Genomic DNA, 15,027 nt, shown 5'->3' with positions numbered 1-15,027 from the left:
TATGCCTTGTCAATGCCGCCGAGTTTCAAGCGCGCTATCCAGGTCGCGGGCCAAGTCGTCAGCGAGAATCCCTAGAACGGTCCACATCGCAGTTATTCGGTTACGAACAGCAATGGCGTGCGTGCTTTCGTTTTCGCCCTCTGGATCATAGGATGCGCTCACCTCAAAAAAGCTGAGAGCAACCGGCTCGCTCTGCTTGAAGAATTTCAGCAAGAGCGAACCTAGTCGCGCCGGTTCATTCCGATGTCCCAAGGCGTTCCGCAGGTTGTTTAGTGATTTAACAGCATCCCAAAGATCGGGTGAGGCGGCCAGTCCCGCGATTGATTTGCAAAGCTCTGTTGCTGTGCCAAAAGTGAATATGTCGTTTCGGTCGTGTGGGCGAGCATAACGAGCAACGCCCGCAGAGATCACATCATGGAGTCGTTCTTCAATCATCATGTGACCTCGAAGCACAGCCGTTAGAAGGGCGTCATCGCGGTCGAAGGCTTGGTGAAATTGCGTGATCTTTTTACCGACGTCCTTCGCGAACATTTCTCTCTTCATTGTCATCCTTGGGTATGTGCAGCGTAGGTGTAAGCCAGTGTGAAAACTTATTAGGGCAGGATTATTTTTGGATTGCTTCAGTCAGCGGATCAAGAATCTCAAGTAGCACCTGGTCGTGCTCCGCGCGCGTTGCCCTGTAGAATATGCACCGCTCTAGCAGGATCCTTTTCATGCTCCGCGCCGAGGCCGAGTGCCTGGGTTCGACCGAGATAGTCGCAGTCTTGCCACTTCGGATGTCGGTCACTTCCAAATGGTAGCGCCCAACCAGAACATCGCCTCGTTTGGTGCGGCCTAGGCATTTCAAAGTGAGGTTGGGTTCTGACACGCAACGATCCTATGGGATGGGTAGGCAGGGAAAGCAGAGACGGATATGAAAAGGGCTTTGACGTTACAGCGCCTTCTCTAGCGTGCCAACTTTAGAGTTATTCCAGACATAACCTTTGCTCTGGTACCAAGTGGCTAAGTCGTTATGACTCATCTGCTCTGGATCAAGTGTTCTTGCGTCGAGTCTGATTCTTGTGTTGCCAAGCTCAGCAGCAACAACCTCTGCTTGAGACAGAATCCAGTTCCCGATACCGCGTTTTCTGAAATCACTGACTACGAAAATTTCGAAGATAAAACCTACGGGAGTTCCCCAGTCCTCGTAGATAAGGAGCCCCGCCTCAGCATCGTTCGACAGCGCAATATAATCATGGGTTTTTGGGCTTGAGCCTTTGTAGTAGCGCTCCTGAAGTACGGCACTCCTGATCTCTTGTTTGGCACTGATTCTTTTTAGTTTAAGCATGGCCGAGCCTCCTGGCGTGGCGTTCGAGGCCCGGCGGGCCGGGCTTGGGTCAGTGAGTGGAGACTATCGATCGCTCCAGTAAATGATAGTCACTTGGACGCGCGCGTCTTTAGTTTTATCGCCATCAAGTATTTTGATGGGGTTACTCGGGGGAGTGACGTTCACGGAGACGAGGTTTTCCTCTGTCACGCCAAACTCTCCCGCGCGCTCATTGAACTCGCTGAGGATCTCTTGAACGCTAAGTCCGACGGTTTCTATAGACCTTAATTTCCGCATACAAATTTCCTTATCGATGGTGGATTCAGGCGGGAGGGAATACTAGCGCTTTCGCTGGACACACTTGTCGAGAAGCGGGCCCGCGCCGCCATGCTTGGCTATGAAGTAGCCATGGGAATGCCCTTGGCGCCCCATGCCGGTTGTCATGGCCTCGACGGCCTCAAGTTTTTTGTTGTAGGTGCCCGGCCCTTCGTAGATCCGCCGAACATCCATGAGGAAATTCAAGTAGTCGTTGAAAGCCAGGTCAAGCTGCCCGATGTCAGACCCGGTATGGATGCTGTCGATGTTTCCATTCTGATCAAGAGCGACAAACGTCCCGGCTGGGAAGTACAGGTCGCACTTCAGCTTTTCGATTCGTCGAAACTCTTTGTCGCCGTATTTGCAGAGGGTGCCTACCAGGCCGAGGTTCGCTAGGGTGTTGGCGGCAAATGCCCTGGGCACGAAGCAGACCGTGACTGACGAAAAGGCACTGGAATTGTCGGGTTCTGGTATGGGCTCTTTGGGTGACATTGACGTTCCTTGTCGGACCAATCACTTCTTCGGGTAGCGCTTGCGGGGCTCTGGCCCCGTATTAGGTTTGGGTTTTGCGTTATCGGGCGGCAACGTTTTGAGCTCTGCGGGGCGATACTCATTAATCAGTTCTAGCAAACTCGCCATAAAGGAGTTTTCCTTTTCGGCTGCCGGACCGCCTGCAAATTTCACTGCGTCAGCCCCAGGCTCATATTTCCCAAGATTAAAGGCGTCTCCATCGATCTTAAATCGAGGGGAATCCTCAGCATCTTGTTGCTGAACCTCAAAACTTTGCTCCAGGCGCGCGATTAGCTCCGCGTTCACTGAGCGGCGATTCTTGTCAGCGGAAGCCTTCAACTGCTCATAAAGAGAGTAGGGGAGGCGGAATTGAGATCTATAAATTTCTTCCATGTCACTATCTTGTCACTGTGAAATATCGGCTGTATAGTGACTGCGTGTCACTAAGGAGGGGTTATGAGCGATCTAGCAAGAACGCAGGTTAGATTCCCTGGTGAGCTGATGGAATGGTTGAAACAGCAGGCGCGCGAGCAGAACCGCTCGATGAACGCGCAACTGGTTGAGATTATTCAGCAAGCCAAGGGAAAAGCGAAAAATGAACAGGCATGAAAAAGCCCCAAGCGCGCCAACGCTTGAGGCCTGTGAAGCAGAACGTCAATCTACTAGGAAAAACGTCATGAGCGATATTAGCACAGCCACATCCAATGTCATCCCCTTCAAGTTCGGCAAGCAACAGGTGCGGACCCTGCTGATTGATGATCAGCCGTGGTTCGTGGCGGCAGATGTGTCGTCCGCCCTGGAGTACCGTATTGCTGGTGACATGACTCGAAACTTGGACGAAGACGAAAAGGGTACGCAGATTGTGCGTACCCCTGGCGGCGACCAAGAAATGCTGGTCATAAACGAATCCGGCCTTTACTCGGCCATCCTGCGCAGCCGCAAGGCTGAAGCCAAGCGCTTCAAGAAGTGGGTGACTGCTGAAGTCCTTCCGGCGATTCGCAAGCAGGGCAGCTACCAAGACTCCAGCAATAGAATGAAGACGCTGATGGATGACCTGGTCGACATGACCGAGACGAATGCCCTGAAAGGCTTGGCGCGCCACAAAGTGGCACATCTTCCAGCATCCATTCAGCGCAGTGCTTCCGCGCGTATTTATTCAGCAGTGCACACGCGTTTCAACGTGCCGCGCCTTGAGCTGATACCTGCAAGCCAGTTCGAGTCGGCGTGCAACTTCATCGCGGCCTACGCCGTCCTGGAAGGTGAGTTCATTCCGAAGGGGCAGGGCAAGTCCTTCGATATCCCCGACAAACTTGGAGAGTGTGAGCGATATCTCGTCAGCGCCGACCATCACGGCAATCGGCAGGTCACGCCCGTGCCAATGGGTGCGTTCGTTTTGACCCGGCAGCAGTTCATGCAGTCGATGCTTGTGGACAGGGATATGCCAGTCTCCACAGCGGAAATGTTTGAGTTTGTGGCGCTTGCTACTGAAAATCTGCGCTGCCGATTTCTTTTCCAGGCTGCTCGGAGGGACGCAGCATGAGCATGGAACTTGTCACGCTAAAAATTACCGGCACGTCTCCGCTGATGATGCACAGCGACAAGCTGGCCAACCCTTTGAATCCCGCAACAAAGGCTCATAAGGAATTGACCGGAAAGCGCAAGAAGACGGACGACGATCATCTTGCCATCGCTCGCTCTGAATTTATCGCCGGCGCTTACCACGATGAAAAGCTCGGATTCTTTGTACCCGGCGCTAACTTCGATGCGACGTTCCTGGCTGGCGCGAAGCTTCAGAAGCTGGGCACGCAATGGAAGCGCGGAGCGGTCGTAATGACTGACAAGGCAAAGCTGGAGTTCTCTGGGCCGACAACTCCCGATTCTCTTTGGGAGGATCAGCGATTCGTTGATTGTCGCGGGGTTAAGGTTGGGCAGGCGAAGATCATGCGTTACCGGCCAATCTTTCTTGAATGGGGCGTCGAGCTGGAAGTCGCGATCAACGCTGACGTACTCAACATAGAGGAAGCAAAAAAGGCGATCACCGACTCAGGACTGTTGATTGGCGTCTGTGAATACCGGCCGCGCTTCGGTCGTTTCGAGGTGGCATATGTCTGAACTGACAAAGCACCCAAGCTACAAGCAAGCTGTTGATGACTTCCTCAAGGAATTCAAATACGGCGATCTGGTCGGGCATGAGTGGTTGGAGGCGCGTTTCGGAATGCCTTCCATGACTGACTCGAAGTCGCTGACCGTTGAGAAGTTTCGTGAGCGTCAGTTCGAATGGCTTGCGAACGTGGAGGCATTTAAATCGGACTTGCTCAAGCATCATCAGGTCTGCCTTCAGTCTGTGCGCGGCCGTGGTTACCGCTGGGTGCCGCCTCATGAGCAGACAGAAGTTGCGGTAAGTGAGCTGGGCCGGAATGTCCGGAAGGCGTTTCGCGGGAGTGGAGAAAAGCTGAGGAATCTGAGGATAACGGAGCTTACCGATGATCAGCGACGTGCAAACCTTGACGCTGTAGCAAAGTTTTCCGCGCTCCAGGGCATGACCCGAAAGGCTCTTGGTCAATAGCAGAGTAATGTCCTTTCTATGAGAGGGCATTGCGGTGCGAACGCATCATGTGGCGTGGCGAGACAAGGTTGGGCGAGGCCTGGTTAGGTCGGGCATGTCGAGGTGAGGGCTGACAACAGCGTAATGCCGATTGGAATCAGTCGGCATTGCGGTGGCAGAAGCCGCTGGCAGGTTCTGGTCCGGCAAGTCGCGGCTAGGTCCGGCGGGGTGTGGTTTGATTTGGTATGGGCTGATAACAGCGTAATGTCTCTTCTTGGAGGAGGCATTGCAGTGTTAGAAGTTTTCGATTGATATAGCCCGCATTGCGGGCTTTCGTGTTGCTCTCTGCTTGGTGATAAAGTCTCGCCATTTCTCAACGAGGGAGCGACATGAAACTGTTCGTAGGATTCTTTTTTATTTTGAGCTTGGTCGGCTGCTCTAGTTCGCCTATATCTGCCGACAAGGCCGATCCGGTGCCAAGCTCTCGGCTTTATGCCTTCGCTACAAAGTCCGATGCTCAACTCATTGTTACCCGAGATGGCGGGATGTTTGGATCTGGATGCAATTACCGTTTCTATATCAATGGGGAGCTTGCTGCCGAATTCTCCTCGGGAGAGGTGGCTAGGTTTGGTGTTAAGGCCGGCCGAGTAGTGCTTGGCGCGAAGCCAAGCGCAGCTTGCGGGGGAGGGATGATGGTTGAGCGCGATGTCGAAATAAAAAGCGGAGAAGTTTTGAGAAGAAGAATATCCATGTCGCCCGGCGGTCCAGATATTTCAGCTACCGCTTATTGATCCCATTAAGCCCGCTACAGCGGGTTTTTTTTCGCCTGGAGAAAACCATGTCAGCACTCGCAATTAATTATCAGCCGATGACTACCATCTTGCTTTATGGGCAGCTTAGGCAATTTGGAAGATCTTTCAGGTTGTCAGTTAAGTCCCCAGCCGAGGCTATCAAGGCACTATGCGTACAGATCCCTGGCTTCGAGCGGTTCCTGTCGAACGCCAAGTCTCGCGGCATTGAGTTTGCCGTGTTTCGAGGGTCAAAAAATCTTGAAGAAAAAGAATTAGGATTTGGCGGTTCCGGAGAAATCCGTATAGCGCCGGTAATTACGGGCCGAAAGCGCGCAGGCCTGATGCAGACCATTTTGGGTGCCATATTGATTGTGGTAGGTTTTTTTGCGTTCGGGTCGACAACAACTACAGGCGCAGCCCTCATAGCGGGCGGTATCGGTAGTGCTGCTGGGGGCGTAATCCAAATGCTTAGTCCGCAGGCGGCAGGCCTCAAGATGAGCGCTGCGCCCGAAAACCAGCCTGGATATGCATTTGGCTCGGCGCAGAACACAACTGCATCCGGCAACCCGGTCCCGCTCTGCTACGGCAAGCGCAGGGTCGGCGGCGCGATTATTAGCGCCGCGATATACGCCGAAGACCAGATGTAGACACCACTTTAAGCATCGCAGCCGCCCATGAGGCGGTTTTTTATTGCCTGGAGAAAAGCATGGGCGCAGCACAAAACATCGATATACACGGCGCCAAAGGCGGCGAAGGTAAACCAAAAACGCCGACTGAGGCCCCGGACAGTCTGCGCTCTGTTGCTATCGCAAAAATGCTCATTGCCGTGGGCGAGGGTGAGTTCGAGGGCACGCCAACTGCCAAAGACATCTATCTCGACAACACGCCCCTGCAAGACCCTCAAGGCAACATGAACTTCCCGAACGTGAAGTGGGAGTGGCGCACCGGTGCCGTGGATCAGAGCTATATCCAGGGCATTCCATCGATCGAGAACGAGACAACGATCAATACCGAGCTGCGCAGCGGTACGCCGTGGGTCCGAGCCATTAGCAACACCCAGCTCTCCGCAGTACGAGTGCGTTTCGCGTGGCCGGCGCTTCAGTCGGTGGACTCTAGCGGCAACGTCAATGGGTACCGCATTGAATACAAGGTTGAGCTGGCCACCGATGGTGGGACCTACCAGCAGGTGCTGAGCGAGGCTGTCGACGGCAAGACCACCAGCCTGTACGAGCGAACACGCCGCATTGATCTTCCAAAGGCGACCACTGGCTGGCTGATGAGGATCACGCGACTGACGATCAACCAGAACAACAACAAAATCTCCGACACCATGCAGATCGCCGGCTTCACCGAGGTGATCGATGCGAAGGTTCGCTATCCAAATACAGCGCTGCTCTACATCGAATTTTCAGCCGAGCAGTTCCGCAGCATCCCGGCCGTCACGGTCGAGACCAAGCTGAAGAAGATGCAGGTACCGAGTAACTACGACCCCGCGTCGCGTTCATACACCGGGATATGGGACGGTACATTCAAGCAGGCATGGACTGACAATGCTGTCTGGATGACTTACGACATCACCACCGCCGACCGCTTCGGCTTGGGCCGTCGCATCAAGCCGTGGATGGTTGATATTTGGGAGTTGTATCGTATTTCCCAATACTGCGACCAATTGGTGCCGGACGGAAAAGGCGGCATGGAACCGCGCTTCCTCTGCAACTTGAACCTGCAGAGCAAGGCTGACGCTTGGTCGCTGCTGCGCGATATCTCGGCGATCTACCGTGGCATGACCTACTGGGCGCAGGGCCAGGTCTTCACGCTGGCGGACATGCCGCGCGCCACCGACTTCGACTTCGCCTATACCAGGGCGAACGTGATCGACGGCAAGTTCACCTACTCCAGCGCCTCGGAGCGCACGCGATACACCCGGGCATTGATCAGCTACGACAACCCGGCCAACAACTACGACACCGATGTCACGGCGGTCACGGATTCGAAGCTCCAGCGGCGCTACGGCGACAACCCGCTGGAGATCAGCGCCATCGGCTGCACCCGTGAGTCGGAGGCGCAGCGCCGCGGTAAGTGGGCGCTGCTCACGAACTCCAAAGACCGCGCCGTCACTTTCAAGGTCGGCCTCGACGGGCGTATCCCGCTGCCCGGCTACGTGATCCCTATTGCTGACGAACTGCTGGCCGGCCGTTCTGTGGGCGGACGCATCTCGGCGGTGAATGGCAAGGTCATCACCCTGGACCGCGACACCCAGGCCAAGCCTGGCGACCGGCTAATCCTCAACTTGCCCGATGGCAAGTGCGAGGGCCGCACCGTGCAACTGGTCAGCGGCCGGCAAGTCACCGTAACCCTGGCCTACTCCGTCCCGCCTGAGCGCGAACTGGTGTGGGCGCTGGATGCAGACGACCTGGCCATCCCGCTTTACCGCGTGGTGAGCGTGGCCCGGCCGGAAGCCGGCGTGTTCGAGATCTCGGCCGTGCAGTACGACCCGAGCAAGTTCGATCACATCGATACCGGCGCGCGCCTGGAGGATCGTCCGATCAGTGTTGTACCCATCACCGTGGTTCCGGCGCCGGCGAGCGTTAGCATCACCTCGAACTACTCCGTGGACCAAGGCCTGGCAATCAGCACCATGAACATCTCGTGGCCTGCTGTTTCGGGTGCGATCGCCTATGACGTGGAGTGGCGCAAGGACAGCGGCAACTGGATCAAGCTGCAGCGCACTGGTTCGACGAGCGTGGACCTCACCGGCATCTACTCTGGCGCCTATCTGGCCCGGGTTCGCTCGGTGAGCGCCTTTGAAATTTCGTCGATCTGGAAGAGCTCCAACCTGACCAATCTGGAAGGGAAGGTGGGCCTGCCGCCTGCGGTTGCGTCCCTGACCACCACCAGCGAATTGTTCGGCATCGGCATCCGGTGGGCTTTCCCGCCCGGTGCCGAGGACACCCAGCGGACCGAGCTGTGGTACGGCCCAGCCAATGACCTGTCAGTGGCCACCAAGCTTGCCGACTTGGCCTACCCCCAGGCGAACCACAGCATGCAGGCCCTCAAGGCCGGTGCGCAGTTCTTCTTCTGGGCGCGCCTGGTGGACCGCACCGGCAACGTCGGCCCGTTCTATCCGGTGGTCAATGGTGTACCGGGGCAGGCCAGCGCGAATGCTGCGCCGATTCTGGAGATGATCGCCGGCCAGATTGGCGAATCCGAATTGGGCAAGGAGCTGCTTGAGGAGATCGAGCTGATCTCCGGCTCCGGTCCGGGCTCGGTCAATGATCGTTTGGAGCAAGCCAAGCAGGAACTGGAAGACCTGATCGACCACGTAACGGACGCCCTGGTCTACGTTCCGACCAAGACCTACACCACCGGGCAGATTGTTCGCACGGGGCAGAACCTGTGGCAGGCACTCAAGGCGGTACCGGTGGATACCCCGCCGCCCGCTGTCGAGTACTGGTTCAACATGGGCACCATTGCCCAAACAACCCAGGCCATGGCACTCCAGATCCAGCAGAACAAGACTTCAATCGAAACCGTGGACGGCAAGGTCACAGCGAACGCCTCGGCGCTGCAATCGCTCCAGGCAAGCTGGCGCGAGAATGACGGGGAGGGTGACCTTGCCGACGCGGTGAAAAGTTGGGACGCCACCGCCAAGTTTGCGCAGCAGGTGAAGGTACAGGCTTCCGACAACCGGGCAATGGTTGAGCGCACTACGTCGCTGGATGCGGCGGTGGGGGCCAACAAGGCTGCACTGACCACGCTGGAGCAGGTGGTGGCCACCGACAAGCTGGCAACTACTGAGCGTATCGACCAGCTTAAGAGCAACGTCGATACCAACTCGGCAGCCGTCCAGACCGTCACCCAGTCGCTTGCTGATACCAACAAGTCGATCGCATCCCAGTCCACCACGATTGAAGCCATCGCCGGCGGTGATCGTGACGGCTCGGATGAGGGCGACCTGGCCAGTGCCATCAACGACTGGAAGAACAAGGCGTCGATCCAGGTCACGGCCAGGGCTACAGCAGACATCGACGGCAAGCTGTCCACAATGTGGGCGGTGAAGATGCAGGTCAACGCCAACGGCCAGTACGTGGCAGCGGGGATCGGCCTGGGCATCGAGCAGAACGCCGACGGCTTACTGCAAAGCCAGTTCGTGGTGAGTGCTGATCGGTTTGCGGTGGTGAACACCATTGCTGGCGGGGCGATCACCACGCCGTTTGTGGTGCAGGGCGGGCAGGTGTTCATGAACTCGGCGTTCATTCAGGACGCTTCAATCGGTGTGGCAAAGCTGACCCAGAGCATCCAGTCGGAAAACTACGTTCCCGGGAGGATGGGGCTGATGATCAACTTCGTCACCGGTGAGTTCGAGTTGAATAGCGCGACTGGTGGCGGTGGTCGCCAGACCATCAATAACCGTGGCGGCAAGGTTTACGATGAAAATGACGTTAAGCGCTACCAGTGGGGGGATCTTTCCGCATGATCTCTGGAAATCGGACATGGGGGCCGACTGGCCTCCTTGAGCTGGATGAAACGTCCTTCACTGTGCGGATTGTCTATTCGGAGATAGTCCGATCCGGCATTCCTGCGCCAGGGAGAACTCGATATATCGCTATTCCCGGAATTGATCCATCAACTCATTCTGCTGTTTGTATTCCTATCGCGGCGTACGACACTACCGCGCAAAGTAACTATGCAATCCAATACACTCCGCGAGTTTCTTCTGGTGGTGTAACTATTTACTTTGGGAATCCTGCAACCTCAACGGGTCCTATCGGACTGAGCCCGCAAAGACTTCTTGTTATGAGGTTTCGATAATGACTTATGGAGTGACCTTTACAAATAACAGTGATGTCGTGATTCTGGACTCTGAGTTTGCACGGCTTGTAGTGCTTGAAAAAGGCACTTGGAATGGTACCGGAGCGGGAGTTGGTGTGTCGTTTTCAAAAACCATAACCACTGACGAACCGCCACTGATATTTGTCAGGCCTGATCAATCCAACATACTGTGTTTTTGCGTTGTTCTGGGATCGTCTGGTGCCTGGACTGGATTTTCCTTTCACGGGCGGGTAGGTCAAGCGACCTCAGGCAAATGGTTTACGGCGGCGTTCAAGTCAGAACCCACGGCCACTTATGGCTTTCGGTTATGGGATGGAAGCTCAAAGCTTCTCTTTGATAGCGGTACTCCCTGTGCGCAGTTTACTAGGGCCATAAATGCTTGGACCTACCTAGGGTCAAGCAGCGATCCGCAGGGACAGAGCAGGCTTAGCTGGACGGCACCATCGCCGCTGAGTAGTGGCGACTATATGCTGCTGAATAACATTGCAATGGATATAGCGGGAGGAACATCTAGGCAAGGGAATTTGTATGCGGTCTGGGAATATCAAAATGACAGGCTTGTAATTCAAGCTGTTGGGGTTGACCTGCAAACTTCACTCTATATTCCCGTCGTTTTCGCAAAACCAATTTCATAGCTGTTTGCAGATCGAGCAGAACTCTATAGCCGCCAAGTGCGGTTTTTTATTGCCTGGAGAAAAATATGCCTTGGTATAGAACCGGCACCGTTGCAGTAACTTTGAATAACAATACCGTCACAGGCGCTGGCACATCCTTTGTCGCCAACACCCGAGTAGGCGATGCGTTCCTCGGTCCTGACGGTGGTTGGTACGAGGTCACCAACGTCGCCAGCAACACCGTCCTGTCGATCTCCCCGAATTACCGTGGCGCTACAGCCGCAGCCGGTACGTACGCGATTGTCCCGGTGCAGGGTTACACCAAGGGCCTGGCCGACCAGGTGCGACAGATCCTTAATGACTGGGGCGCTACGCTCGCAAGCCTGGGCACAGTCGCAACCGAGAACATCGTGCCGGTGAACAAGGGCGGCACGGGCGCCACAACGGCTACGGCGGCCAGGGTCGCGCTTGGGCTGGGTTCTGCAGCCGTAGCTGACGTTGTTGGCTTGAACTCCGCCGGCGCGATCATTGAGCGGGGCACTAACGCCAACGGCGACTACACCAAGTTTCTGGATGGGACGCTGATTTGCACGAGGACCGTCGACAACACAGATACGGTTTCCTCGGCTGCGACTGGGTTGTTTATCGGCAGCACATTTTCCTGGAATTATCCTCAGGCATTCTATGCGGCACCCACCTTTTTTGGGTCCGCGAAAGCCCCCAATGCTGTGTCGTTTTTAAGCAACAACTTTGCCAGCGCCTCGCAGGGGTCTTACTTCAATGTTGCGGCGGTGGCACAGCCAAGCCGCGTGTACTCAACCTGGCTTGTCGCAATTGGACGGTGGAAAGCATGATCATTCAACTGAGCCCGCAAGGGCCCTCGAAAGCACTGAGCATCCAGAAACGCGGCGATGTGCTGATCATCAACGATGAGCGCTTCGACTTCAGCCAGATCCCTGAAGGGGCGGTACTGCCGGCCTCGGCGGTAAATAGCGAGTTCGTGGTGGGGGATGTCACTCGGCTCAACGGAGAGCTGAAGCTCACAATCCTGCTGCCGCTCGGCCCGGATGCTACTGCCGCCGGCATGTTTCCTGCCGATATCGTCAACCCGCCCGACGGCAACGTGAGTCTTCCTCAATGAATATCGACTTCAGCAAGATGAAAACCGCCGGGCAGTTGCAGGCGGAAAAGATCCAGGCCGAACGCGAGGCGGTGATGGCTTCCCGTCGTGCGGCTTACCTGGCTGAGTCCGACCCGCTCCGCCTGGAGGCTGACTACGACGCCCTCAGCCAGGGCTTGGAGCCTGACTATTCAGCGTGGCTCGCATCGGTCGCAGCGATCAAGGCGCGCTACCCGCTGCCAGTGATTCCGGCAGCCTGACGCCGCCCTAACACTGCCACCCGCCATGAGCGGGTATTTTTTTGTCTGGAGAAAAGCAATGGCACGACTTTCCGAATCTCTCGCCGGCGGCCGCAATGCGCTGGCCTTCCTCGATATGCTCGGCTGGTCCGAGGGCACCAGCACCTCGCCGGCCACGGCCATGGATGGCTACGACGTCATCGTGACCGGCATAGACCGCAAGCCTGAGGTGTTTAAGGACTTCACGGACCACCCATTCGCCAAGGGGCGCGCCTCGAAGGTCATCAACAGCAAGGGGCTCACGTCCAATGCTTCCGGTCGGTACCAGCAGATGCTGAAGGACTGGCCGCACTACAAGGCACTGCTCAAGCTGCCTGACTTCAGCCCGATCAGCCAGGACCTGCTGGCCCTGCAACATATTCGAGAGTGCCGGGCTTTGCCTGATGTGCTTGCCGGGCGGATCGAGACGGCTATCTCGAAGTGCCGGAACATCTGGGCCAGCTTACCGGGTGCGGGGTATGGCCAGCGGGAACACCGGTTGGAGGACCTGCTGAAGCAGTACCGACTGGCGGGCGGGGTGATGTCGTGACATCGCTGGAGAAGCTGATCGGCCTTGGCCTGGCCGTGGCGCTGCTGCTGGTCCTGGGCGCCGGCGTCGGGGTCTGGCGTGCCGCCGCCCACTACCGGCCACTGCTCGATGCGGCCAATAGTGACCTAGCCACCACCCATGCCGCCCGTGACAACTTGGTAACACTGACGGGAGAGCAGGGCAAGAAGCTCGGCGAGCTGGTGCTGGCAGGTGAACTGCGGGAGCGGAATGCTGCGCTGGCGCAGGAGAAAGCCGCCCAAGAGGCCCAGCCAGACTACGAGGCAGCCAACCGGCTGTTGCGGGAGCAAATCGGCGGTGATCCCGCTCAGGCCGCCTCATTGATCATCGACAAGGAGTTGGGACTATGAAGTCTTTGCTGGTGGTGATGGCCCTAGTGCTGGCGGGGTGCGCGACCTCGGAGCTCGAGGTGCGCACCGTTCGTGTTGAGGTGCCGGTGCCAGTGCCATGTAAGACGAAAGAGATAGCGGTGCCGTCTTGGGCGGCCGCTGGCCTTAAGAAGTCCGACAGTTTGGAGGTGAAGGTGCGTGCATTACTTGCCGAGCGCCGACAGCGAATTGGATATGAGCGCCAGCTTGTGGCGGCAGTTAGAGAATGCCGTTGAGGTACTTCCGACTCACGATTGCATGGTACGGTGGCACTATGATATTGATTCAACTTCATCAAAAGGAGATTTACGATGTCGGTACGTTTTTACACCAGCTCTGCGAAGTCCCTACTTAAAGCATTCGATGACCGCATCAAGCAAAAGGAAAAGGAAGGATCTATTACTACGTGGATGAAAAACAAGCAAGACTATTACACCCATAAGTCGGAACGTTGGGGGGGGAAGTGTTACTTCAAAGCCCGGACTGATGTAAGTGGGAAGTTGATTTTCAATGTGATTCCGCCAGCAGGTGAGATCGTTACATCCGAGATATATGCATTTTATCACGGGCATATTATTGAAACGTTCCTCAATCACTTTACTAGTCAGTTCACGGTCGGAGAGGCGACTGCTAAGCCGACCAACAAAGACAGGCTGGTTTCAAAAACCGCGAAAGGAAAGTGAGGTGACTTGGGAAGGCTCACTAAGCCCGTAGTATCAAATTAGATCCTTTGTTTCGTACATTTCCCACAGAGCCGTCGACTTTGAACCATTCAAACGCTTCCGACGGCTCGCCCTGGTGTAGCACCATCTGCTCGGCACGCTCCTTGGGCGTGGCAGGGTCCAGCCATTCCCGCGCAAGGTCCGGCGTTAGAACCACGGGGCGCCGGTCATGAACATCCACCATCCCGCCAGCGCTATCGGCGGTAATGATCACAAAGCCATCGTGCTCACCTGGGCCTTCATCGGCGTCGGGTAGTTGGCCAATGGCTGCACACAATACCGGCGCACCATCGCGTCGGCGAATCAAATAGGGCTGCTTTTTGGGGCCGCCTTCATCAACCCACTCAAACCAGTTGTCGATCGGCGTGATTGCCCGGTGCGGCCAGATCGCCCGGAAGAACGGGCCGTGGGCCACCTTCTCTGCGCGAGCATTGATCGGCGCGGCACGGTCCTTGGCCCAATGAGGCCGCCATCCCCAGCGCACGGAGTCAGCGTGCAACAGATCGTTCTGGATATGCAGCAACGCTACCTGTGTGGACGGGGCGACGTTGTAGCGCTCAATCGGCTGGTCACCCACGGAGTTCGCCAGGGCATTGGGCATGCTCAGCGCGGCAACGAAATCGTGGATTCCTCGATACTGCGTAAGTCTCCCGCACATCCCCGCGCCCCTCCCTATCTCCAGTCAGTGTAGTTCGTGACCGCTAAGCGTGTAGTGCGGACGAGCGCGATAGATAGACCAGAATGAGATGCCGATTTAAGCTGTGCTGCGGCGCCGAAAACTCGATGGTAATCTTCTCAAAAAGGCTTTTGTTCGAGGGTATTTTAAATGGGTATCGGTGCTAGATTAAAATCTGAAAGGCTGCGCCTCGGCTTAACTCAAACCATGCTCGGTGCCGCAGGGGGAGTGGAGGTGAATGCTCAAGGTCGTTATGAGGCCGGGGTTAGAATTCCGCGGGCTGACTATCTAGCGTCGATCGCCAAGGTCGGCATCGACGTTCTTTATGTTGTTACTGGGCAGCGAATGCAGAATCGGGCCGCAGACTTCACTGGTGATTGC

At 56.3% G+C, this 15,027-nt stretch carries 20 protein-coding genes and 1 pseudogene; 16 read left to right on the top strand and 5 right to left on the bottom strand.

Translation table 11 applies throughout. The features are described from left to right. Window positions 1-9 precede the first annotated feature (9 nt). The 4 genes from DBR46_RS00570 to DBR46_RS00555 all read right to left on the bottom strand — a co-directional run bounded on the left by DBR46_RS00570 (window position 10) and on the right by DBR46_RS00555 (window position 2,524). Window positions 10-531: a hypothetical protein gene (locus tag DBR46_RS00570; protein WP_124524543.1), complete on the bottom strand. Its 522-nt coding sequence runs from the start codon at window positions 529-531 to the stop codon at window positions 10-12. Window positions 532-931: 400 nt separating this feature from the next. Next, complete coding sequence (locus tag DBR46_RS00565) at window positions 932-1,327, bottom strand: GNAT family N-acetyltransferase (protein ID WP_124524542.1); 396 nt, start codon at window positions 1,325-1,327, stop codon at window positions 932-934. Window positions 1,328-1,645: 318 nt separating this feature from the next. After that, window positions 1,646-2,113: a hypothetical protein gene (locus DBR46_RS00560; RefSeq protein WP_124524541.1), complete on the bottom strand. Its 468-nt coding sequence runs from the start codon at window positions 2,111-2,113 to the stop codon at window positions 1,646-1,648. 21 nt (window positions 2,114-2,134) lie between these two features. Continuing rightward, the gene (locus DBR46_RS00555; RefSeq protein WP_124524540.1) at window positions 2,135-2,524 is read right to left on the bottom strand and encodes an Arc family DNA-binding protein; all 390 of its coding nucleotides are present in this window, start codon (window positions 2,522-2,524) and stop codon (window positions 2,135-2,137) included. A gap of 63 nt (window positions 2,525-2,587) precedes the next feature. Here DBR46_RS00555 and DBR46_RS00550 point away from each other — a divergent pair, with 63 nt between their 5' ends. The 15 genes from DBR46_RS00550 to DBR46_RS00475 all read left to right on the top strand — a co-directional run bounded on the left by DBR46_RS00550 (window position 2,588) and on the right by DBR46_RS00475 (window position 13,931). Next, window positions 2,588-2,740, top strand: coding sequence for an Arc family DNA-binding protein (locus DBR46_RS00550; RefSeq protein WP_124524539.1), 153 nt, complete (start codon window positions 2,588-2,590; stop codon window positions 2,738-2,740). Between the two features lie 67 nt (window positions 2,741-2,807). Beyond that, window positions 2,808-3,671, top strand: coding sequence for a BRO family protein (locus tag DBR46_RS00545; RefSeq protein WP_124524538.1), 864 nt, complete (start codon window positions 2,808-2,810; stop codon window positions 3,669-3,671). Next, window positions 3,668-4,243 (top strand): hypothetical protein, encoded by a 576-nt coding sequence (locus tag DBR46_RS00540; RefSeq protein ID WP_122463349.1) that lies wholly within the window; start codon window positions 3,668-3,670, stop codon window positions 4,241-4,243. The genes DBR46_RS00545 and DBR46_RS00540 overlap by 4 nt, the downstream gene beginning before the upstream one ends. Continuing rightward, entirely contained in the window at window positions 4,236-4,697 is a 462-nt protein-coding gene (locus DBR46_RS00535) for a hypothetical protein (RefSeq protein WP_122722359.1), read from the top strand. Before DBR46_RS00540 ends, DBR46_RS00535 begins: the two co-directional genes overlap by 8 nt. Window positions 4,698-5,065: 368 nt before the next feature. Beyond that, window positions 5,066-5,467: a hypothetical protein gene (locus tag DBR46_RS00530; protein WP_124524537.1), complete on the top strand. Its 402-nt coding sequence runs from the start codon at window positions 5,066-5,068 to the stop codon at window positions 5,465-5,467. Window positions 5,468-5,514: 47 nt separating this feature from the next. Further along, window positions 5,515-6,114: a tail assembly protein gene (locus tag DBR46_RS00525; protein ID WP_124524536.1), complete on the top strand. Its 600-nt coding sequence runs from the start codon at window positions 5,515-5,517 to the stop codon at window positions 6,112-6,114. Between the two features lie 59 nt (window positions 6,115-6,173). Then, window positions 6,174-9,944: a phage tail protein gene (locus DBR46_RS00520; RefSeq protein WP_124524535.1), complete on the top strand. Its 3,771-nt coding sequence runs from the start codon at window positions 6,174-6,176 to the stop codon at window positions 9,942-9,944. Window positions 9,945-10,278: 334 nt separating this feature from the next. Then, the gene (locus DBR46_RS00510; RefSeq protein WP_124524533.1) at window positions 10,279-10,935 is read left to right on the top strand and encodes a hypothetical protein; all 657 of its coding nucleotides are present in this window, start codon (window positions 10,279-10,281) and stop codon (window positions 10,933-10,935) included. A 65-nt stretch (window positions 10,936-11,000) separates the two neighbouring features. Beyond that, on the top strand, window positions 11,001-11,768 hold the full coding sequence (locus DBR46_RS00505; RefSeq protein ID WP_177413978.1) for a phage tail protein: 768 nt from the start codon (window positions 11,001-11,003) through the stop codon (window positions 11,766-11,768). Then, the gene (locus DBR46_RS00500; protein ID WP_124524532.1) at window positions 11,765-12,055 is read left to right on the top strand and encodes a hypothetical protein; all 291 of its coding nucleotides are present in this window, start codon (window positions 11,765-11,767) and stop codon (window positions 12,053-12,055) included. Before DBR46_RS00505 ends, DBR46_RS00500 begins: the two co-directional genes overlap by 4 nt. Next, window positions 12,052-12,294 carry a hypothetical protein gene (locus DBR46_RS00495; protein WP_124524531.1) on the top strand — a complete coding sequence of 81 codons (243 nt, stop codon included), beginning with the start codon at window positions 12,052-12,054 and terminating at the stop codon, window positions 12,292-12,294. The genes DBR46_RS00500 and DBR46_RS00495 overlap by 4 nt, the downstream gene beginning before the upstream one ends. Window positions 12,295-12,352: 58 nt before the next feature. Further along, complete coding sequence (locus DBR46_RS00490) at window positions 12,353-12,862, top strand: glycoside hydrolase family 104 protein (RefSeq protein WP_017736527.1); 510 nt, start codon at window positions 12,353-12,355, stop codon at window positions 12,860-12,862. Then, a complete protein-coding gene (locus DBR46_RS00485) occupies window positions 12,859-13,230 on the top strand; it encodes a hypothetical protein (protein WP_124524530.1) in 372 nt (123 codons plus the stop codon). Before DBR46_RS00490 ends, DBR46_RS00485 begins: the two co-directional genes overlap by 4 nt. Next, on the top strand, window positions 13,227-13,484 hold the full coding sequence (locus DBR46_RS00480; RefSeq protein WP_124524529.1) for a hypothetical protein: 258 nt from the start codon (window positions 13,227-13,229) through the stop codon (window positions 13,482-13,484). Before DBR46_RS00485 ends, DBR46_RS00480 begins: the two co-directional genes overlap by 4 nt. Window positions 13,485-13,559: 75 nt before the next feature. Then, window positions 13,560-13,931 carry a hypothetical protein gene (locus DBR46_RS00475; RefSeq protein ID WP_124524528.1) on the top strand — a complete coding sequence of 124 codons (372 nt, stop codon included), beginning with the start codon at window positions 13,560-13,562 and terminating at the stop codon, window positions 13,929-13,931. A 19-nt stretch (window positions 13,932-13,950) separates the two neighbouring features. On the opposite strand, the gene DBR46_RS00470 is transcribed toward DBR46_RS00475, so the two are convergent. Beyond that, complete coding sequence (locus tag DBR46_RS00470; protein ID WP_124524527.1) at window positions 13,951-14,628, bottom strand: SOS response-associated peptidase family protein; 678 nt, start codon at window positions 14,626-14,628, stop codon at window positions 13,951-13,953. A 168-nt stretch (window positions 14,629-14,796) separates the two neighbouring features. On the opposite strand from DBR46_RS00470, the pseudogene DBR46_RS00465 reads away from it, so the two are divergent. After that, window positions 14,797-14,985, top strand: a pseudogene (locus tag DBR46_RS00465) (helix-turn-helix domain-containing protein); the annotation flags it as partial. Between the last annotated feature and the right edge of the window lie 42 nt (window positions 14,986-15,027).

The organism is Pseudomonas sp. KBW05 (genome assembly GCF_003852405.1).
Lineage (GTDB): Bacteria > Pseudomonadota > Gammaproteobacteria > Pseudomonadales > Pseudomonadaceae > Aquipseudomonas.
This window is presented reverse-complemented; position numbering and strand designations above follow the sequence as displayed.